Source organism: Nannocystis exedens, from assembly GCF_002343915.1.
GTDB classification, from domain to species: domain Bacteria; phylum Myxococcota_A; class Polyangia; order Nannocystales; family Nannocystaceae; genus Nannocystis; species Nannocystis exedens.
Genome location: NZ_NETK01000001.1, coordinates 9756003 through 9775909, shown reverse-complemented (window position 1 = coordinate 9775909; position 19907 = coordinate 9756003). Strand labels below are relative to the sequence as shown.

The 19907-nt window shown below is 70.1% G+C and carries 15 protein-coding genes and 3 CRISPR repeat arrays; of the genes, 11 read left to right on the top strand and 4 right to left on the bottom strand.

The annotated features are described in order from the left end of the window. Positions 1 to 200 precede the first annotated feature (200 nt). The 3 genes from NAEX_RS38065 to istB (NAEX_RS38055) are packed head-to-tail and all read left to right on the top strand — an operon-like array spanning position 201 to position 2810. Positions 201 to 560 (top strand): hypothetical protein, encoded by a 360-nt coding sequence (locus NAEX_RS38065; protein ID WP_096332370.1) that lies wholly within the window; start codon positions 201 to 203, stop codon positions 558 to 560. Beyond that, positions 557 to 2071 (top strand): IS21 family transposase, encoded by a 1515-nt coding sequence (gene istA / locus NAEX_RS38060; RefSeq protein WP_096327359.1) that lies wholly within the window; start codon positions 557 to 559, stop codon positions 2069 to 2071. The genes NAEX_RS38065 and istA (NAEX_RS38060) overlap by 4 nt, the downstream gene beginning before the upstream one ends. Continuing rightward, on the top strand, positions 2055 to 2810 hold the full coding sequence (istB, locus tag NAEX_RS38055; protein WP_096333575.1) for an IS21-like element helper ATPase IstB: 756 nt from the start codon (positions 2055 to 2057) through the stop codon (positions 2808 to 2810). The genes istA (NAEX_RS38060) and istB (NAEX_RS38055) overlap by 17 nt, the downstream gene beginning before the upstream one ends. 183 nt (positions 2811 to 2993) lie before the next feature. After that, positions 2994 to 3610: a CRISPR direct-repeat array (repeat unit 36 nt; unit sequence CTCGCCGCCTCGATCTCGAGGCGGACCCGTTGAAGC). Positions 3611 to 3747: 137 nt separating this feature from the next. Here the strand turns inward: istB (NAEX_RS38055) and NAEX_RS38050 are convergent. Continuing rightward, on the bottom strand, positions 3748 to 4476 hold the full coding sequence (locus NAEX_RS38050) for a hypothetical protein (protein ID WP_143141429.1): 729 nt from the start codon (positions 4474 to 4476) through the stop codon (positions 3748 to 3750). Between the two features lie 603 nt (positions 4477 to 5079). Here NAEX_RS38050 and NAEX_RS38045 point away from each other — a divergent pair. The 3 genes from NAEX_RS38045 (at position 5080) to istB (NAEX_RS38035) (ending at position 8330) form a co-directional block, all read left to right on the top strand. Then, positions 5080 to 5670, top strand: a complete 591-nt coding sequence (locus NAEX_RS38045; protein WP_096332368.1) for a ParB/RepB/Spo0J family partition protein — start codon at positions 5080 to 5082, stop codon at positions 5668 to 5670. Between the two features lie 298 nt (positions 5671 to 5968). Then, positions 5969 to 7504, top strand: coding sequence for an IS21 family transposase (istA, locus tag NAEX_RS38040; RefSeq protein WP_096332367.1), 1536 nt, complete (start codon positions 5969 to 5971; stop codon positions 7502 to 7504). Further along, entirely contained in the window at positions 7398 to 8330 is a 933-nt protein-coding gene (gene istB, locus NAEX_RS38035; protein ID WP_211302544.1) for an IS21-like element helper ATPase IstB, read from the top strand. The genes istA (NAEX_RS38040) and istB (NAEX_RS38035) overlap by 107 nt, the downstream gene beginning before the upstream one ends. 185 nt (positions 8331 to 8515) lie before the next feature. Then, positions 8516 to 10206: a CRISPR direct-repeat array (repeat unit 36 nt; unit sequence CTCGCCGCCTCGATCTCGAGGCGGACCCGTTGAAGC). A 209-nt stretch (positions 10207 to 10415) separates the two neighbouring features. Here istB (NAEX_RS38035) and NAEX_RS38030 read toward each other — a convergent pair. Then, positions 10416 to 10607 (bottom strand): ATP-binding protein, encoded by a 192-nt coding sequence (locus NAEX_RS38030; RefSeq protein WP_096332366.1) that lies wholly within the window; start codon positions 10605 to 10607, stop codon positions 10416 to 10418. Between the two features lie 13 nt (positions 10608 to 10620). Continuing rightward, a CRISPR array of direct repeats spans positions 10621 to 11682; the repeat unit is 36 nt; unit sequence CTCGCCGCCTCGATCTCGAGGCGGACCCGTTGAAGC. 621 nt (positions 11683 to 12303) lie between these two features. Between NAEX_RS38030 and NAEX_RS51365 the strand changes: the two genes are divergently transcribed. Beyond that, on the top strand, positions 12304 to 12459 hold the full coding sequence (locus NAEX_RS51365; protein ID WP_170136351.1) for a hypothetical protein: 156 nt from the start codon (positions 12304 to 12306) through the stop codon (positions 12457 to 12459). A gap of 155 nt (positions 12460 to 12614) precedes the next feature. Then, complete coding sequence (locus NAEX_RS38025; protein WP_143141430.1) at positions 12615 to 13091, top strand: hypothetical protein; 477 nt, start codon at positions 12615 to 12617, stop codon at positions 13089 to 13091. 220 nt (positions 13092 to 13311) lie between these two features. On the opposite strand, the gene NAEX_RS38020 is transcribed toward NAEX_RS38025, so the two are convergent. Together NAEX_RS38020 and NAEX_RS38015 are read right to left on the bottom strand one after the other, a co-directional pair. After that, positions 13312 to 13848 carry a MerR family transcriptional regulator gene (locus NAEX_RS38020; RefSeq protein ID WP_096332364.1) on the bottom strand — a complete coding sequence of 179 codons (537 nt, stop codon included), beginning with the start codon at positions 13846 to 13848 and terminating at the stop codon, positions 13312 to 13314. 435 nt (positions 13849 to 14283) lie between these two features. Then, positions 14284 to 14685 (bottom strand): MerR family transcriptional regulator, encoded by a 402-nt coding sequence (locus tag NAEX_RS38015; RefSeq protein ID WP_096332363.1) that lies wholly within the window; start codon positions 14683 to 14685, stop codon positions 14284 to 14286. Between the two features lie 180 nt (positions 14686 to 14865). On the opposite strand from NAEX_RS38015, the gene NAEX_RS48865 reads away from it, so the two are divergent. From NAEX_RS48865 to NAEX_RS38000, 3 genes are read left to right on the top strand one after another with little or no spacing between them, the layout of a single operon-like run. Next, positions 14866 to 15201 carry a hypothetical protein gene (locus NAEX_RS48865; RefSeq protein WP_143141431.1) on the top strand — a complete coding sequence of 112 codons (336 nt, stop codon included), beginning with the start codon at positions 14866 to 14868 and terminating at the stop codon, positions 15199 to 15201. Beyond that, positions 15191 to 15961: a Crp/Fnr family transcriptional regulator gene (locus tag NAEX_RS38005; RefSeq protein ID WP_096332361.1), complete on the top strand. Its 771-nt coding sequence runs from the start codon at positions 15191 to 15193 to the stop codon at positions 15959 to 15961. Before NAEX_RS48865 ends, NAEX_RS38005 begins: the two co-directional genes overlap by 11 nt. Next, the gene (locus NAEX_RS38000) at positions 15870 to 19907 is read left to right on the top strand and encodes a hypothetical protein (RefSeq protein ID WP_143141432.1); all 4038 of its coding nucleotides are present in this window, start codon (positions 15870 to 15872) and stop codon (positions 19905 to 19907) included. The genes NAEX_RS38005 and NAEX_RS38000 overlap by 92 nt, the downstream gene beginning before the upstream one ends.

The window sequence follows — 19907 nt, the reverse complement described above, 5'->3', positions numbered from 1 at the left end:
GGCGGCGAGGCGGCGTTACGCGCGGAGCATGCACGGCCGGCGGATGCACGCGAGGGCCGAGGCGAGGCGGCGCGCCGAGCGGCGGATGAAGATCGTGATGGATCACGGTCTAGCCACATCGGAGCCGGCGCCGATGCTCGACGAGCAGGTGGCCGAGGCCGGCGTGGTGCTGGTCGCCATCTGCGGAGACGAGGACGATCGTGAGTCAATCAAGATGGAGAGCGCTGCTGCGGATCTGCGAGCCGGACCTGCAAATCCTGGTGATCGACGGCGAAGGGGATCGGCTGAAGGCCCGGCTGCCGCTGCACAGCGAGCACCCGCGGGCGCTGATGACGGTGCTGGAGGGGCTGGCGATGTGGCAGGGCCAGCGGCTCGACGCTGTGCAGTATGTGGACGCGAGGGGTCCGGATTACATCGACTGGGCGTTTCCCAACGCCGATCTTCGCGGGCACCGCAGCCCGCTCGTGGATTTTTCTACGCGGGTGCACGGCGGCGCGCGGAGACGGATCCGCGGCGTCGGTGACTTTCGGCAGCTGCGCCTTCTCGGAGGTGACGTGTGAAGACGCGGCCCGAAACCGAGGCGGAGATTGTCCGCCTGCATCACGCGGAGGGCTGGCCGATCGGGACGATCGCCGAGCAGCTCGGCGTGCACACGAGCGTCGTGACGCGCGTGCTCGGCCAGGCCGGCGTGGTGCCGGCGGTGACGATGCCGCGACCGTCGAAGGTCGACCCGTACCTGCCCTTTATCCGCGAGATGCTGGAGAAGTACCCGCGGCTGCGGGCGAGCCGGCTGCTGCAGATGGTGCAGGCGCGCGGGTACACGGGGAAGTGCTCGCGCTTCCGCGAGATTGTCGCGTCGATCCGGCCGCGGCCGAAGGCCGAGGCGTACCTGCGTCTTGCGACCTTGCCCGGAGAACAGGGGCAGGTCGACTGGGCGCACTTCGGCAAGCTGCGCATCGGTCGGGCCGAGCGCCCGCTGATGGCCTTCGTCATGGTCCTGAGCTGGTCGCGGATGGTGTACTTGCACTTCTTCTTCGACGCGCGCATGCCGAGCTTTCTGCGCGGGCATCAGCTGGCCTTCGAGACATTCGGCGGCGTGCCGCGCGAGCTCCTGTACGACAACCTCAAGAGCGCGGTGCTGGAGCGGGTCGGCGACGCGATCCGCTTCAACGAGACGCTGCTGCGCCTAGCCGGTCACTACCGCTTCGCGCCGAAGCCCTGCGCGCCGGCGCGGGGCAACGAGAAGGGGCGTGTGGAGCGGCGGATCCGCTACATCCGCGACAACTTCTTCGCCGCGCGCACCTACGAGGATCTCGACGACCTCAACGCCCAGGCCGCCGACTGGTGCGCGCGGATCGCCGCCGCACGCCCGTGCCCGGAGGATCGCGCCCGGACGGTCGGCGAAGTCTTCGCCGAGGAGCGGGCGCGGCTTCTGCCGCTGCCCGAGACGCGCTTCGCGTGCGACGAGGTCGTGCCGGTGCACGTCGGCAAGACGCCGTACGTGCGCTTCGACCTCAACGACTACTCGGTGCCGCACACCCACGTGCGCCGGCAGCTCGCGGTGGTCGCCGATCCGGACACCGTGCGGATCGTCGACGGGACCGCCGTCCTCGCCACGCACCCGCGTGCGTGGGGCCGCGACGAACGCGTCGAGGATCCTGTGCACATCGAGACGCTCGTCGCCGACAAGCGCGCCGCGCATCATCACCGCGGCATGGACCGCCTGCAGCACGCCGCGCCGCACAGCCGCGGCTTCCTGCATCGCTGCGCCGAGCGCGGGCAGAACCTCGGCAACGTGACCTGGCAGCTCGGGCGCCTGCTCGACCAGTACGGCGCCGCGGAGCTCGACGCCGCGCTCGCCGAGGCCAACGCCCGCGAACTCGTCCATCCGCCGAGCGTGCGCCAGCTGCTCGAGCGGCGACGCGCCGACGAGGGGCGGCCCGCGCCGCTGTCCGCCGAGGTACCCACGAACCCGCGGCTGCGCGACGTCGTCGTGAGGCCGCACGCGCTCGACCTGTACGACCGGCTGCGGCCGAAGGATGAGGAGGGTGACGATGGCTCTCGCACCTGACGATGCCCTGCGAAGGCGCGCTCTGGGTCTCGGCCTGCATGGCTTGTACGCACGCTGGGATGAGGTCGTCCGCGAGCCGTGGCTGCGCACCGTCCTCGACATCGAGGAGCACGAGCGAAAGCGTCGCAGCCTCGAGCGCCGCATGCTCGCCGCCAAGCTGACCGCGATGAAGCCGATCGCCGACTACGACTGGAAGCACCCGAAGCTCGACCGCGCCCTCGTCGACGAACTCTTCGAGCTCGGCTTCATCCGCGAAGCCGTCAACGTCGTCTTCCTCGGCCCCAACGGCGTCGGCAAGACCATGCTCGCGCAAAACCTCGCCCACCACGCCGTCCTGCAGGGCTACACCGCCCGCTTCACGACCGCCTCCGCGATGCTCGGTGACCTCGCCGCGCAGGACGGCGCCGCCGCGCTGCGCCGTCGCCTGCACCGCTACGTCAAGCCCGCGCTGCTCGTCGTCGACGAGCTCGGCTACCTGCCCTACAGCAACCGCTACGCCGACCTGCTCTTCGAGGTCGTCTCCCAGCGATACACCAAGGCGCCGGTCGTGATCACCACCAATCGGCCCTTCAGCGAGTGGGCCGCCGTCTTCCACAGCGCCTCCTGCGTCGGCACCCTCCTCGATCGCCTCTGCCACAAGGTCGAGATCGTCGAGATCGCCGGCGAATCCTGGCGCCTCAAGGAAGCCAACGAACGCACCTCCCGTCGCCGTAGCCGTCCGCCAAAACCCCCAGGCTGACCGCCCGCAGCCAGCTCCCGCATCACGTCCACGCCGGCGCTGTGCGCCGGCGATTTGCGTCGGCGTCCGACACCGGCGCTACCCACCGGCGCCGGACACCGGCGCTACGCTGCGGATCGTGGCCGGCGACAACACCGGTTGAAGCGCGGTACGCCAGCGGCGGCACTCCTCGAGGATCGACCTCTCGCCGCCTCGATCTCGAGGCGGACCCGTTGAAGCGCCGCGGCCTCGCTGGCGTGTGCCCGGCGCTCGGCCCTCGCCGCCTCGATCTCGAGGCGGACCCGTTGAAGCGCGTCGTGGTACCATCCGCCCTCGTCCTGGTATCTTCTCGCCGCCTCGATCTCGAGGCGGACCCGTTGAAGCGATGGGCCACCGCTCACCATGCCGTGGCGCACGACTCCTCGCCGCCTCGATCTCGAGGCGGACCCGTTGAAGCCGCGCGCGAGCGTCGTATACCTCCTCGCAGGCCGAGCTCGCCGCCTCGATCTCGAGGCGGACCCGTTGAAGCGACGGACTGCTGTCGCTACGGGCGGCGGAGCGACTCTCGCCGCCTCGATCTCGAGGCGGACCCGTTGAAGCCCCGTTCACGCTCGACGACCTGCGGCTGCTACACCAGCTCGCCGCCTCGATCTCGAGGCGGACCCGTTGAAGCGCGATGTTCACCCCGCCGACTCGGCCGGTGGCCACCACTCGCCGCCTCGATCTCGAGGCGGACCCGTTGAAGCTCGCGGTTTCTTTGATCAGTGGGCGGCAACTGATCGGGCCTCGCCGCCTCGATCTCGAGGCGGACCCGTTGAAGCGGGGCAGCGCTCGACGCCATCCTCTTCAGCGCTATCGGAAAATGACCCCCTTCCGCTCGCCAGAACGAACCCCCTGGCCGGGGGGTCCATTCTGGATAGCGAGACCAAGCGCCTGCAGAAAGGCGTCGTCGAGGTCTTTAGTGTACGGTGGAGGACCCCGGGCCGAGTCTCTTGGGCGGCCCGGGGGTTCCCTCGAACCCGAGCGCCCGCTCGATGTGAGTAGCGATCCACGACAGTGTCTTGGGGTCGTCGAGGCCGCGCAGCAGCGATTGGCGCCGACCATGGCGCTCAAGGAGCACGAGCTCCAAGCGGCGATCCTCGGGGCGCTCGGATCGCGCGAGGGCCCGCACGAACACCCCTTCGACGTCGTCGGCCACGAAGTGCTGGCCGTGGTGAAGAGGGACGCCGTCACCCACGACGGTGAGGCCATCGGACGTGGCGATGAAGCGCATCACGGAGGTCCTGGGGATCAGACTCCACGCGATTCCGCCGACCGCGAGCACCACGACGCCAGCCGTCATCGCTACAGGGAGCTCGCTCCTGGTCACCACAGCGACGAGGAAGAGCGCGGCGGAGGCGGCGGCCGCTCGGAACTGTTGCTGTCGATGCTCGACGAGGATGTCGAGCCGGGCTTCCTCGGCGGCCACACGGTACGGACCGCGCGCATCGCTTTCGGTCAGCGCCGTATTGGCTCGACGCGTGACACCAGGAGGAAGGGCATCGTCCGCGTCGTCGCGTGGTGACCACTCCACGAGCAGGCAGCCGCACGCGTGGCAGTAATCCAGAGCGTGCGGGTCCTGGGCGATGGGGCTCTCGCACAACGGACAGCGCTCGTCGACATCCGGGTCGCGGTTGGACGGCTCCACCCCTGCTGCTCCTCAACGTCCTTCTTCTCATGGTCCTCGTTCGCTGCCAACCCCGTCGCTGCGACCTCCTTCTGCTTCCCGGAAAGAGACCCTGCGGGGTGAGCGCGGTGGTGGGCGACGCTGGCGGCCATGGTCCGCAAGCGACCCTGCCGCGTCTGCCGGCGATGGTTCCAGCCTGAGCGCCGCGTCGGCGATCGACAGCGGGTGTGCAGCGACGTCGAGTGTCAGCGGGAGCGGCACCGGCGGGCGTGCGCGGATTGGCGGGTGCGCAACCCCGACGAGCGACGCGAGGGACGACTCCGACAGCAGCTCCGCGGCGAGGATAAAGGCGCGGCCACTGGAGCGCCCGTCCAGGCTGCGCACGCGGCGCAACGGCCACTACGTCTCGACCGGCTGCGAGACGCAGTCCCGCTCGAAGTCTTTGTGATCCTTGACGAATTGCTCGAAGTCCTGGCTCGCTGGCGGCGAGACGCAGTCCTCGCCCAACCTTATGGCATTTCACGCGAAGTCGACCGACATGGGAAGCGCGGCCGGCAAGACGAGATCGCGGGCGGCCGCGGGCCTCCCTAGCGTCGGGGCGCCGCTTGACGAGCGCGCCGCCCGATGAAGCTCGAGCTCCACCAACTCGACGAGAAGTACGCGGACCTGCGGGTACACGACGCGACCCGCGAGCAGCGGCTCGCGGCATCGATCGCCGAGCACGGCCAGCAGACGCCGGTGGTCGTCACCGCCGGTGCCGGCGAGCGCTTCATCCTTCTCGACGGCCACGTGCGGGTGCGGGTGCTGCGAGCGCTCGGTCGCGACGACGTCGACGCGGTGCTGCTCGAGCTGCCCGAGGCCGAGGCGCTGGTGGTGAGCCACCGCCTCGACAACACGCGGACTCGCTCGGCGCTCGAGGAGGGCTGGATGCTGCGCGTGCTCGTCGACGAGCACGGCCTGCGGCAGTCCGACCTCGCGGCCAAGCTCGATCGATCGGAGAGCTGGGTGAGCCGGCGACTCGGCCTCGTGCGCATGCTGCCGGCGAGCGTCCAGGAGGCTGTCCAAAAGGGCAGGGTCGCGGCGCAGGCGGCCCAGAAGTGGCTCCTGCCCTTGTCCCGGGACAACCGCGAGCAGTGCGTGCGGCTGGTCGAGAACCTCGGTCGCCGCGGCGCCAGCGTGCGCGAGCTCGGGCGGCTCTACCGCGGCTGGCGATAGGCAGACCCGGCCGGACGCGAGCGGATCGTGCGCGAGCCGCTGCTCTTTCTTCAGGCGGAGGCCGCGACGCGGGAGGCCGCGCAGCCGGAGCCCGATGCGGCCGGCGATCTGTCGACGCTGACCGCCGACCTCCGCGCGCTCGCGTCGATCAGCCTGCGGCTCACCCGGCGACTGGCCGAGAGCGGATTACCTGTCCCAAAGAACTGGCGCGAGCGCCGGGCGCTACGAGGCGCATGGACCGGGGTCCGGGCGGCCTTCGCGGCGCTGAGCGCCCATCTCGAAGACGAGGACACAGGCGATGCTGGATCACGAGACGAGGACCACGATCCTGAAGCTCCACCGCGAGGGCCACGGCGCGAAGGCGATCGCGCGGGCCGTCCGCATCTCGCGCAATGCGGTGAGACGCGTCCTGCGTAGCGGCTCCGCCGAGGTCCCGACCCTCGAGCGTCCGGAGCAGCTCGCGCCGCACCTCGACCGGGTCCGGCAGCTCCACGGTGCGTGCGTCGGCAACCTCGTGCGCGTGCACGAGGAGCTCGCTGCGGCGGGGATCACGACCGCCTATTCGTGCCTCACCGCATTCTGCCGGCGCCACCAGATCGGCCATAGCCCGAAGGAGCCGGCCGGCCGCTACCACTTCGAGCCCGGCGAGGAAATGCAGCACGACACCTCGCCGCACACGATCCGCGTCGGCGACCGGGAGCGGCGCTATCACTGCGCGTCGCTGGTGCTGTGCTACTCGCGGATGATCTACGCCCAGGTCTACCCGCGCTGGACGCGATTCGAGTGCCGGGTCTTCCTCACCGAGGCGATCGTCGCGCTCGGCGGCGCCGCGTCGCGGTGCATGCTCGACAACTCCTCGGTGATCATCGCCCGCGGACGCGGCGCGGACGCCGTGCCCGCCGACGCGATGCGGGCGCTGGGCGAGCGCTTCGGCTTCCGCTTCGTCGCCCACGCGGTGGGCGACGCCAACCGCTCGGCGCGGGTCGAACGACCCTTCAGCTACATCGAGAACAACTTCTACCCCGGCCGGACCTTCGCCGACGACGACGACCTCAACGAGCAGCTGCGGGCCTGGTGCGATCGCGTCAACCGCAAGCCGCGGCGCACGCTACCGAGGCCGCCGATCGAGCTGTGGGCCGCGGAGCAGCCGGCGCTGCGGCCCCTGCCGATCTACGTCCCCGAGGTCTACGACGTGCATCCGCGTCGGGTCGACGTCGAGGGCTACGTCAACCTGCACCACAACCGCTACTCGGTGCCCGCCGCGCTGATCGGTCGGCAGGTCGAGGTCCGCGAGACGGCCCAGCGTATCCGCATCTACGATGGCCACCGCCTCCTTGGCGACCATCATCGACTCGCGCCCGGCGAGGGCCTGCGCAGCACGCTCGCCGAGCACCGCGAGGACCGCAGGTGGCGGTCGGCACCGGTGCCGCACAGCCCCGAGGAGAGGCTCCTGCGTGCGACTGACAAGAGCCTCGACGCGCTCTGCGATCTCCTCCGCCGACGCCACGGCGGCGGAGCCGTGCGGGCGATCCGTCGCCTCCACCGGATCTACCTCGACTACCCGACCGAGCCGCTCGTCACTGCCGTGCGCCAGGCCGTCGAGTACGGCCTGTGGGATCTCGGCCGCCTCGAATCGATGGTCCTGCGCGCCGTCGCCGGCGACTTCTTCCGCCTCCCGACCCGCGCCGACAGGCCCCCGAGCTCCACCCCGACCGAGGAGAAGTCATGTGACCCAAAAGACAGCACGAAGCAAGAGCCCACCCCAGGACCCGAGCGGCACGAGCCCGCCGGAGATCGAGACGACGTCGAGCCCGAGCCACCCATCGAACCCTGACGCGAGCCCACCCGGCCCGACGACGACGACGAACAGGCCGCGGGGATCGCCGCCGACGCCGACGAGCTCGACATCGACCTCGACGACGAACCCGACCTCGGATGACCTCGACCAGCTCCTGAAGGGTCTCAAGCTGTCGAGGATCCGGACGATCCTCGGCCGCGAGCTCGCGCATGCCGAGGCGCAGGGCCCGAGCTACTCCGACTTCCTCGCCCGTCTCCTGCGCGAGGAGTACCAGTGCCAGCAGATGCGATACATGGAGTACCGCATCGACCGCGCCGGCCTGCCCGAGCGCTGGTCCCTCGAGACCTACCCCTGGGAGCTCCAGCCCGGCGTCCGCAAGGCCGTGATCGTCCAGCTCGCCTCGCTCGACTTCCTCGCGCGCGCCGAGAACCTCGTCTTCATCGGCCCGACCGGCGTCGGCAAGACCGGCCTCGCCAGTGCCCTGCTGCTCCGGGCGCTGCAAGCGGGGCACCGCGGCCTCTTCATCAAGGCCCAGGAGCTCTTCGACGAGATGTACCGTAGCCTCGCCGACCACTCCTCACGCAAGCTCATCGATCGCCTGATGAAGATCGACCTCCTGGTCATCGACGAGATGGGCTATCTCAACCTGCGGCCCGAGCAGTCCAACATCTTCTTCAAGCTGATGGAGGAGAGGTATGGCAAGCGCTCGACGGTCGTGACCACCAATTTGGACTACGACGACTGGTACGACTTCCTGGGTCACAAGGAGATGGTCGGCGCTCTCCTCGATCGCCTGCGTCACCGCTGCACGACCATCCGCATCACCGGCCCCTCGCTCCGTCGCTCGACCGACACCGCCTGAGCGCCGCCCCCGCGCACCGCCTCCGAGGACAGGACCGCCCCCGCCGCGGCCCTGTCCTTCTCCGTCCGCGCAGACGCCCCCCTTCGGCACGACCGCGCCGCGATCGCCGATCCGCCGAGGGGTCTTTCTCGGCGAGCACCAGGGGGTCTTTCTTCGATAGCGTCGAAGCATCCTGCTCGCCGCCGCTCGCCGCCTCGATCTCGAGGCGGACCCGTTGAAGCTCGCCGGGCGGCGCGCAAGAGGAGGGCCAAGTATGAGCTCGCCGCCTCGATCTCGAGGCGGACCCGTTGAAGCGACTTCAAGAGCACGCAGGCCGAGGTGCTTACCCCGCTCGCCGCCTCGATCTCGAGGCGGACCCGTTGAAGCTCGAGCGTCTCGCGCGGGCCGAGCAGCCCGAGACGGCCTCGCCGCCTCGATCTCGAGGCGGACCCGTTGAAGCAGTTGCCCCGCGCCCGCTCCGCGGCCGCGGCTGCCCTCGCCGCCTCGATCTCGAGGCGGACCCGTTGAAGCACCTCGTAGCACCGGTACCTGATGACGCGTGGCACCTCGCCGCCTCGATCTCGAGGCGGACCCGTTGAAGCGAACACGAGCCCGGCGTCGGGGCTGCCGTCGTAGCCTCGCCGCCTCGATCTCGAGGCGGACCCGTTGAAGCGTCTCGGCGGCCGCGTTCGGGACGAACACCTTCCCCTCGCCGCCTCGATCTCGAGGCGGACCCGTTGAAGCTGCAGGCACAGCGAACCCTCGGGCTCCTGCAGGCACTCGCCGCCTCGATCTCGAGGCGGACCCGTTGAAGCGGTTCCGTCGCCGCAACCCGGCCTTCGAACTCGGCTCGCCGCCTCGATCTCGAGGCGGACCCGTTGAAGCAGGCAGGGTAGGACCAGGTTCCCCGCGACGCTGCCGTCTCGCCGCCTCGATCTCGAGGCGGACCCGTTGAAGCCATCCGCCGACCCGTGGGTCGTCGTCGGCACCACGCTCGCCGCCTCGATCTCGAGGCGGACCCGTTGAAGCTTCTTTTGGCGGCGCTGGTAGGGCACGCCGTTGTGCTCCTCGCCGCCTCGATCTCGAGGCGGACCCGTTGAAGCTAGTGCGGCGTCGTGCTTCTCCTCCATCTGGGCGTCTCGCCGCCTCGATCTCGAGGCGGACCCGTTGAAGCTTTTTGTTCACTTCGACTATTCCGCAGGAAGCGCGGCCTCGCCGCCTCGATCTCGAGGCGGACCCGTTGAAGCGTGGCGCTGGCCGTACCGCGCGGACAACGTCACGACTCGCCGCCTCGATCTCGAGGCGGACCCGTTGAAGCTGTACCAGCGGGGTGTTCGGCGCTGGCTCCGGGACCTCGCCGCCTCGATCTCGAGGCGGACCCGTTGAAGCTCAAAACAAGATGTTCAGTGCACGAGTGGTGGTGGCCTCGCCGCCTCGATCTCGAGGCGGACCCGTTGAAGCGCGAGGTGCTGGTGGCCGAGGACCGCGATGGTCGAAACGCTCGCCGCCTCGATCTCGAGGCGGACCCGTTGAAGCACGACTGGCTGGCCCGCGCCTCGCCCGGGAGCCTCGACTCGCCGCCTCGATCTCGAGGCGGACCCGTTGAAGCGAAGAGGCCGAGAAGGAGGCGCGAACCGAGGCCGCGCGGGCTCGCCGCCTCGATCTCGAGGCGGACCCGTTGAAGCTGCATGCCGGCCGGCAGCCGCACCGTGAGGCGCGTCTCGCCGCCTCGATCTCGAGGCGGACCCGTTGAAGCTGCTCGTAGCCGCAGAGCGCCGGGAGGATGTTGCCGACTCGCCGCCTCGATCTCGAGGCGGACCCGTTGAAGCTCGGCCCGGACGCCGAACCTTTGAACTGCCACCTCGCCGCCTCGATCTCGAGGCGGACCCGTTGTTGTCGCCGGTCGCAAACCGCGCGAATTCGCCGATGCACTTCGCCGACATACATCGCCGACACGTTTCGCCGACAAATTTTGCCGACGCATCTCGCCGGCGCATCTCGCCGGCGCATCTCGCCGACGCGTTTCGCCGCGCCTGTTTTCGCCGGCCAGCGCGCGCGCCGAGGCCGGCGCCCCGCGGGGCGCCGGCCTGAGCGATGTGGTGCTGGTTACTCCGCGGCGACGGCGTTGGCGCGCTGCGAGCGGCGAGAGCGGCGGTCCTTGGCCTCTTTGAGGCGATAGGAGTCGCCGGCGATCTCGACGATCTCGGCGTGGTGACAGAGACGATCGACCAGCGTGCCGACGCAGGTGGCATTGGGGAAGATCGCGCTCCATTCGCTAAATGGCCGATTGGTGGTCACGACAGTGGAGACCCGGCGCCGCCTCGATCTCGAGGCGGACCCGTTGAAGCAGGATGACGCTCGAGTTCGCGGTGCCCGACGCCTTCACTCGCCGCCTCGATCTCGAGGCGGACCCGTTGAAGCGCGCGCAGCGGCAACGGCGATCTGTCGGTGATTGCGCTCGCCGCCTCGATCTCGCGGCGGACCCGTTGAAGCGCCGCATCCTCGCCCTCACCGCGCTGGCGCTCGCCTCGCCGCCTCGATCTCGAGGCGGACCCGTTGAAGCACGGTCGGGTGCGGGTTCCGGCCGCCCTCGCCCCCTCGCCGCCTCGATCTCGAGGCGGACCCGTTGAAGCGTCACGCCGGTGACCGCCCTCGGCGACGACGCGTCGCTCGCCGCCTCGATCTCGAGGCGGACCCGTTGAAGCGACGACGGCCTGTCGTGGCGCCAACGCAACGGCCACGGCGTCGATGCGATCGCCCTCGCCGCCTCGATCTCGAGGCGGACCCGTTGAAGCGACGACGGCCTGTCGTGGCCCCTGGTCGTCGTGGAGGACTCGCGCCTCGATCTCGAGGCGGACCCGTTGAAGCCCCAACAAGCTGGTGCCCGCCAGTCCGGAATCCGCCGCGCTCGCCGCCTCGATCTCGAGGCGGACCCGTTGAAGCGTCGAGGCGCCGGTGGTGCGTGTCGGTGCTCACGCCTCGCCGCCTCGATCTCGAGGCGGACCCGTTGAAGCGCCCACAGCGCCGCGAACACCGGCGCAGCATCGCCTCGCCGCCTCGATCTCGAGGCGGACCCGTTGAAGCTTGAAGTCCGCCCGGTTTGCCGTCCGGACCCCGCCGACTCGCCGCCTCGATCTCGAGGCGGACCCGTTGAAGCAGCGCTGCGGAAACTCGACGCCGCTGTGCGAGCAGCCTCGCCGCCTCGATCTCGAGGCAAACCCGTTGAAGCCGGGAGGCCCAGGCCAAGGCGCGCTTCAGGCGGTCGCCTCGCCGCCTCGATCTCGAGGCGGACCCGTTGAAGCTCCATCGACCGCTTCGAGGTGAGGAGCGTGCGCACCTCGCCGCCTCGATCTCGAGGCGGACCCGTTGTTAGCGCCGGCCAGAATCCGCGTGAATTCGCCGACGAGACATGCCGTCGGTGTCGCAGCGGCTCGGCGGCTCCTGCCTGATGGGTAAGCCAGCCAACCAAACGGGCCGAGGGTGAACCAGGCCAGCTGGTCCTTGAGTTGAATTCGCGGACGGGAACGGCGCTGCGGGTAGAGAGGTGCTGCCGTCAAGAAAAGGGTGAGCGCTGCGGTGTGTGGCAGCCCGCAGCGCTCGGTGTCGAAGATGACCCTAAGGTCAGGCGATGATCGACGGGTGAAGGTACCGCGGCGATCTCAGGAAGGCAAGTGGATGTCGACGGCGGAGTGGCGACGCCATCGACGACGAGGGGGGATTCCGAGCATTTCTGTGCGGGCGGTGCCGACAGCTCGTCGTGCTGTGCCGCCGGTGTGATCGAGGTGACCTGTACTGTGGGCCAGTTTGTGCCGAGGCGCAGCGGCGGGAGTCACTGCGCCTGGCCGGTCGTCGATACCAACAAATTACCGCTGGGGCCCGTCGGCACGCCGCGCGCCAGCGACGGTACCGCGAAGCGCTCCGGCAGAAAGTGACGCATCAGGGTCTTCCCGCAAGCGAGGGCGACGGCTCGGGCTTCACCGGTAGCTACGCGGCCGTGAAGCGCCTATGCCGGCGGCTCGCGGAAGCGAAGGGCCCGGCCGAGACCGACGTGGTCATCCCGATCGACGTCCCGCCCGGCGAGGCCCAGGTCGACTTCGGCTACCTCGGGCACCTCTACGACCCCGACAGCGGCCGCCAGCGCAAGGCCTGAGTCTTCCTGCTCGTGCTGGCCCACAGCCGCCGGATGGTCGCGCGATCGCCTCCGATCAGAGCGCCGAGACGTGGATCCGCCTGCACGTCGAGCCTTTCGAGGAGCTCGGCGGTGCGCCGACGGTCATCGTGCCCGACAACCTCAAGGCTGCTGTCGTGCGGACCGCCTTCGCGATCGACGGCCGCGCCGCGCTGCACCGCGGCTACCGCGAGCTCGCGCGTCACTACGGCAACGCGACCTACATGCCGGACGCGTGGAGGGACATGCTGCGGATGAGCAGGGCTTCGGCGTTCTACGGCCGCAAGTCGTCGCTCGACGGCATCGCCAAGGGCACCCCGATCGCTCTGTACCACACGGGGGTCGGCATGATCGCGCTCGGCAAGGTGACCAGCGAGCGGCGCATCGCAGACGTCGACGGTGACGAGGGCGAGGAGCACTACGTGGAGTGCGCGTTCGAGTACACCATTGACCCGGAGAAGGCGCCCGAGCGCGCCGTCAAGGCGTGGGAGATCAACGAGCAGCTCCAGGCCAGCCACCGCTTCCGCCAGACGGTCTACACGCTCCCGGGTGAAGCGTTACAGTTCATCCGCAAGCGGTTCGCCGAGAAGGGCGCGACCCCGGGCAAGCCGTGACCACCTTCCTCGACGAACACCCGGCCGGGGCGCTCCGCCTCGGTACGAGCCACCGCCACTCGCTCGTCGTGCGTGCGCTGCGGCTCGAGCTGGTCGACAGGGAGGGCGAGCCGCTGGCGGGCGAGCCCTACGAGGTCGGCGAGAACCACGCGGTGATCGCCCGCGGGCGGCTCGACGCCGGCGGGCGCGCCGAGGTCCTGGCCCAGTTCAAGGGGCGGTATCACGTCTGCTTCCCGCAGCTGCGCGACGACATCTGGCGCCGCCCGCTCGATCCTGAGGCGAGCTCGCTCGGTCCCCTGGACGAGCAGGCGCCTGGCTCTTTCTTGCACCCCCGGTCCGGCAGCGTCTTCTCGCCGCGGCCACGTGCGCGGCGACCCTTCGGCTCAGCGAGCACTTCGAGGATCTTTTCCCCGAAGGCCTTGACGATCCGCGGGCGGATCTCCCGCAGACCGTAGGCTAGATCGCGCTGCTCGCGCACGAACGCCGCGATCGTCAGGGTGACCAGCGGCCACTTGGCGATGATGCCGCGTCCACCGGTCGTCCGAGGCCGGGGCAAGAGGCCCTCGCGCAGCCAGTCGTAGAGGGCGGCCCGCTCCACGCCGGCCACCGCGCTCACCTCCTCCGTCGTGGCGTAGTCCTTGCCCATCGGCTTCGGGCCGCCGGGCTGCTCGGTCGAGGCCTCGGCCCCTTCGCTCGCGTCCGCCGTCGCAACATCGTCCTGGCCCTGCGGCTTGGGGTCCCGGCTCTCCACGGTCATGGCCTCTTCGAGGCTACAGCGGCAGGCCGAGAGCCGCCAAGAAATTTAATGGTGCTTAACAAAACTTTTAGGATATGGTTGGCAGACAGTTTCTATCAGGAGACACCGACTCAAGACAGCAGCCCGGTCACCAGACAGGCGACCGGAGTGGAGCGGCGGCCATCGAAGGCCGCCTGCTCGACACGGAGGCTTTCGATGCTCAACGCCCCCCCTGCGCCCGGCTTCTACACCTGGCGCACCGACCGCACCTTCTTCGTTGGGTCCACTCGCGAGGCCGTCACGGAGCTCGCGCAGGTCGGCGTCGTGTCCAACGCCCTCTCCGGTCTGCGCGCGCTGAGCCAGGCGATGCGGACACCCTTCCCGAAGGAGTTACCGACGTCGTCGCCAGCGAACCTTGTCCTTCCGGAGCTCGACCCCCCGCGAGAGGAGCCGCTGCTATCGCTTCTTCTTCGCCACCTTCTTGGCGACCTTCTTGGTCGTCGCCTTCTTCGCCGACTTCTTCTTCGCCACCTTCTTGCCGCCCCGCGGCCGCGGCCCACGGGGCTTGGCGAGGACCTCGAGAACCTTCTCACCGAAGGCCGCGACGATCCGTGGCCGGATCTCCGCCAGGCCATAGGCCAGGTCCCGCTGGCTGCGGACGAACGCCGCGATCTTCAGGGTGACGAGCGGCCACTTGGCAATGACGCCGCGCCCGCCCGTCGTCTGCGGCTTGGGCAAGAGCCCCTCCCGCAGCCACTCGTAGAGCGCCGCCCGCTCGACCCCGGCGACCTCCGCCACCTCTTCGGTCGTCGCGTAGTCCTTGCCAAGCGGCTTGGGTGTCCAGGTCTCCTCGGTCACGGCTGGCGGATTCTAGCTCGCGGGACACGGCTCAGGCTTTTTTTGGCCGCCGAAGAGGACATTTAAGGCGCTGTTGGTGGACGGTTTCCCACGGGCGCGAGGTACCGCCGAGGCTCCTAGCACGCCAGTGGCGCGATCAGCGCAGGCGGGAGGCGTGTCTTGATACTGCGTGGTGATTCAGTGCCACTGCCGCTGTCGTTGGCCGCCCATCGCCAGCTCGGCAACTACCACGGCGCATTCCGGTCGCTGGCGGAGCTCGGTAACTGCCTCCGACTCGCGGTCGGTGTGACGGCGGGACTCACCGTCGCCGAGCGAGTAGCGGTCGCCCGGGACCTGCATGCGCGGGGTGACATCCGGGTCGTCGAGCATGAGAACGCCGTGCATGTGTTCGGGCGGCCCGACAGCGCGGCCGACCGCGTCCTCGCCAGCGAAGGGAACTATCTCGACGAACCACAAGTGATCGACCCGCCGCGGCACCCGCCGCGTCATCAGAAAGGCCAGCGCCATGAAAGTTGAGGCCCCCGGCCCCTTGTGGGGCCTCCGCCGGTTTCCCGTCCTGGCAGACCTGCCGGATGCCCCGCTGCATGCGCTCGCCGGTGCCTCCGTCTCGCGCCAGGTCTCCCGGGGCACGATCCTGCACGTCCCTGGCGAGCGCGCCGACGAGGTGTACTGCCTTCACGGGGGTCGAGTCTCGAGCCTGTGGGAGCACGGCGAGAGCCGGACCATCAGCATTGGCGACTTCGGCCCAGGAGACATCTTCGGCGAGTCGTGCTTGTGGATGGCGGCGGGCGCCAATTGGGACGACACGGCCGTCACGACATCGCCAGCCTTGCTGACGATCGTGCCGCGCATCGTCTTCCGGCGGCTCCTCGACGAACACCCGGCGGTGGAGCGTGCCGTCGTCGCGCAATCCGTCGCGCATCAGGACGCGACCAGGCGTCGCTTGTGCGACGCCCTCAGTCTCAGCCTCCGGGCCCGTGTCGTCGGCCAGCTCCTCCGCCTGGCGGAAGCTGGCCGCGACACCCCTCAGGGCCGAAAGTTCACGATCATGCGCCAGCGCGAGCTTGCCGCCCTGGTGGTATGCACGCGCGAGAGCGCTGCGCTCGCGCTGCGCGCTCTCGAGGACGAGCGCCTCATCGTCCGCGCGGGGCGGGAGCTCATCGTGCCCGACCTCGACCGGCTTCGTGCCGCCGCCCACGAGCGCCCTTCGCAGGCGTCGAACGTCCTTCCGTTCTCCCGCTTGCCGTCCCCGTCTCGGGCGGCCAGCGCCCCCTAATGCACGCCGCGCCCGCCGTGTGTGGGCGCTCGACGGCGGTTGTCGCCGCCGAACCGCTCCGCTGACAACCGCGCTCGCACGAGCGCCACAGGTGAGGTGTATCGTGACTCGTTCTGTCTTGCGCAGGGCCGGGTGGGCCCTGCTGTTCTCGCTTGCGTGCAACCGCGACACCGCCCGAGAGCCGCCTGTCGCGTCTCCCGGCGTGTCCGACCTCGAACGGCTCCCGCCGAGTTCCGACCCCGCCGAGGTCGACGGAACGGTCTGCCGGGTGGATGCGGACTGCGGCTCGAGCAGCTTCTGCGAGCTGCGGGTCTGCGTCACTGGGTGCGCAGCCAACGACGATTGCCCGGAAGGCGCATCATGCGGCGCGCATGGCCGCTGCGCACTCGACGAAGGCGACGAGCCGAAGCCGGCCTCGGGAACCCCGGTACTCGTGGAGCGCTTCACGGTGCTGGGCTTCGGCGAGACCATTGCCCGCACGACGCTCCGCAACGACGGCGCGGGCGTGCTCAAGTTCCGCCTGGATTCGGCCAATCCCGCCCTCGCCGTCGACCCCACGCTGGCGGAGCTCGCCCCGGGCGCCGAAGTCGAGCTCCACGCCGACGTCCACGTGGACGCGCTCGCAGCGACCGATCGCCTGCTGCCGGTGCAGATCATCACCAGCGGCGGTGCGCTCCTATGGTCGATCGAAATCGAAGCCGCCCCCGAGTCCGGGCAGTTCCGCGGCGCCGTAGCCTTCGAGGTCGAAGGCGCCAGCCTCGGCGGCAGCGACCTCGTCCTCGACCTCGACTTCCGCGACGACGGCACCATCGCCGGCCGCGTCGACACCGACGCGAGCCTCCTGTGGCCGCAGCCGCTCTCCCTCACAGGCACCTGGGCTCCGTCCGGCGACGTGACGATCGAGCTGCGCGACCGCCTACCGGCGGACGGCTGGCGCTACAGCCCCCTCGCCCGTGAGCTCGGCCGGACGTTCACCCTCACCGGCACCCGCAGCGCCGCAGGGCTCGAGGGCACGCTCGTCGAGTCGATCACCGGCCTGCGCGACGCCCCCGTCGAGGTCGAGGGGACCTTCGTCCTCCGTCGTCACGGCCCGCTCACGGGCCTCGTCCATGCCGCGGAGGATCCACCGGGCCCTGCAGCCACGCCGACCTGGCTCGCCCCGCTCGGCCTCGATACGGACGCCTGCGAGGGCCTCGGCACCGCCTACGGCACGCCCGAGACCCTCGTCGAACCGACGCCCGCCTGCGACGCCTGCGCGGACAGCAACTGCCCTCCGGAGGACAAGCTCGAGTGCGCCGATGCGCTCCGGACCTCCGCATACCACCTCCCCGCCGTCCTCGCGGAGCTGAACGGCGGCGGCCAGGTGAAGCCCCCAAGCACCTGGACCTGGGACGAATGCACCGCCGCAACCCCGCCCTACACCGAGGGCCAGGCATGCCTCGATATCGCGGCGATGCGCTGCGCCCATGCCCTCCTCCGCCGCGGCGCCGAGGACACCCCCGGCATGACCGGCGAGTTCTACCGGCTCTACGCCGCCCTCTACGCCGCCGACGAGGCGCTCGCCGCCGGCCTGCTCAGCACCGAGACCCAGATCGACGCCGCGTTCGCATACAAGGACGAGCTCGGCGCGCCCGTCTCGGACGTGCTCGCCCGCGAACTCCAGCTCCTCTCGACCGATCGCCAGCGCCTCGCCGCCGCGCTCGCGCCGACGCTCGCCCCGGCCTTCCCGGCGGCGCTCGACGTGATCACATCAAAAAACCCCGACCTGCTGGACGAACACGTCGCCCTGGTGCCGCTCGCCCTGGTCGCGAACTTCGCCGGCACCACCGCCCGCTGGGCTCGCCTCGCCGACCTCGCCGGCACGAACGTCGCCGACGTGCGCGCCGCCGTGCGCCTCGCCGCGATCGCCACGCATGCTGCGGGCGCCGAGCTGCACGCGCGGCTGCACGACCACACCGACGCGGCGGTCGGCTTTCACGCGCTCGGCCCCGCCCTCCAGTCCCTCGCGTCGGTCCACGCGGCGCTGCACACCGACACCTCGTTCGGCTACCCAGCCGCGTACGTACCGCTCGCGCTCAGCCCTCAGGACCTCGACCAGCACCGCAGCAATTTTGAAGCCGTCCACCTCCTCGCAACCGACGACCTCGCCCAGCTCGAGCAGGTCTTCGGGGACGCCTGGAACGCGATCCGCGACTACGAGCAGAAGACCTACGCGCTCGACACGACCGTGCTTCAGCTCGAGGTCGAGTACGACGGCAAGCTGCGCGCCCTCTGCGGCAGCCTCCCCGGCGAGACTCGGCCCGCGCTCGAGCAGTGCGGCCAGCACGGCGGCCAGATCGCCGAGCTCAAGGCGGCGCTCGGCGCTGCGGGTCTGCGCATTCGCCACGCCGCCCAGGCCGTGGAGAACAACCTGCACGCGATCGCGGTCGAGGAAGAGCGCTTCGGGAAGGAGGTCGCGATCCACCTCGACCTCCAGGCCGAGATCGAGGCGGCACAGGGCCAGATCTTCAAGGTGCAGGACGCCGCAGGAAAGGAGCGCTCCGCGCTCGCGCAGGCCGAAGCCGCCGCCGAGTGCAGCCGCGTCCGCGAGAACGCCAACGCCGAGGTCGAGGTGCAGGCCGGCGATTGCATGTCGCAGATCGGCTCCGCGCTGTTCTCCGGACCCAGCATCCTCGGCACCGCCATCCCCAACCCCATGATGCTCGCCGGCGCCATCGTGTCGTGTCAAGCCAGAGCCGAGAGCCTCAGCGTCCAGACCGAAAATCAATGCGCCAGCATCCACGGGCAAGCGGGCCTCGAGAGCGCGCAGGAAGAGCTCGCGCGCAATGAGGAGCAAGCGGTCATGGCGATCAACGCCGAGATCGACGCCGCTATCCGGAAGAGCGACCTCGAGGTGCGCCGCGCCGCCTCGGTCGCCCTCGTCAAGAACATCCGCGCCGAGGGCTTGCTGCTGCAGATCGAAGTCGAGGAAGCCGAGCTCGCACGCGACGCCGCGAGGACGGCGATGTGGAGCGCCTATCAAGAAGTCGGCGCGCTCATGCAGGAGAAGGCCCAAGCGCTCGGCCTCATGGTGGAAGACAGCCCCGACAACGCGCTCACGCGCCCGCACTTCCTGCAGGCGCGCCTGGAGGCCGCGCGCCGCGTCCTCCCCGTCCGCGAGCAGACGGCGCGCCGCGTCTACCTCGCCCTGCGCGCCCTCGAGTACGAGCTCAACCAGCCCCTGCCGACCCTGCGCGACACCCTCGCCGCCGCGCGCTCGCCCGCCGACTTCGCCGGGCTCCTCGCCTGCCTCGACAGCATCTTCGAGGACTACCGGCTCGAACACGGCTTCGGTCAGCCCTACGTCACCGAGGTCAGCCTGCGCTCGGACATCTTCGGCATCACCCGCGACGTGGTCGACGTCGACGGCACCGCCGTGACCCCCGGCGAGCAGTTCGCCGCGCTCCTGCGCGACCCGCTGCACCGACAACCGGACGGCTCCGTCGCGCTGCCGTTCGCCCTCTCCGCCTTCGAGCACGCGCTGTTCTCGTCCGCGCTGTGCGACGACCGTCTCGAGAACGTGGAAATCAAGCTCGTCGGCGACCACCTCGGCGACCGCGAGGCCGAGGTCTGGCTCACCCGCCAGGGCCTCGCCGGCGTGCGGCGCTGCGACGGCGCCGATCTCCCTTCCTGGTCGGCCTACGTGCCCTACAGCTTCGAGCGCGAGCAGATCGTGATCCAGGCCGGCGTCGGCGACTTCGGCACCGCCGGCCCCAATGCCGGCTACGCCGCGTGGCCCGTCCATGGCGAGCAGTGGACGCTGACGATCCCGCCGGCCGACAAGGCTCCCACCAACATCGACCTCGACCTCCACCACGTCGCCGACGTCGTGCTGCGCCTACACCACCGCGCCGGCTCGATCGCCCCCGCGGGACAAGGCGTGTTCACCCCGAGCTGCGGAGGCTGA

Coding starts and splice junctions, on each gene's coding strand:
- NAEX_RS38045 (WP_096332368.1), top strand. CDS start 5,080: ATGAAGCTCGAGCTCCACCAACTCGACGAGAAGTACGCGGACCTGCGG.
- istA (WP_096332367.1), top strand. CDS start 5,969: ATGCTGGATCACGAGACGAGGACCACGATCCTGAAGCTCCACCGCGAG.
- NAEX_RS38005 (WP_096332361.1), top strand. CDS start 15,191: ATGAAAGTTGAGGCCCCCGGCCCCTTGTGGGGCCTCCGCCGGTTTCCC.
- NAEX_RS38020 (WP_096332364.1), bottom strand. CDS start 13,848: ATGACCGTGGAGAGCCGGGACCCCAAGCCGCAGGGCCAGGACGATGTT.
- istB (WP_096333575.1), top strand. CDS start 2,055: ATGGCTCTCGCACCTGACGATGCCCTGCGAAGGCGCGCTCTGGGTCTC.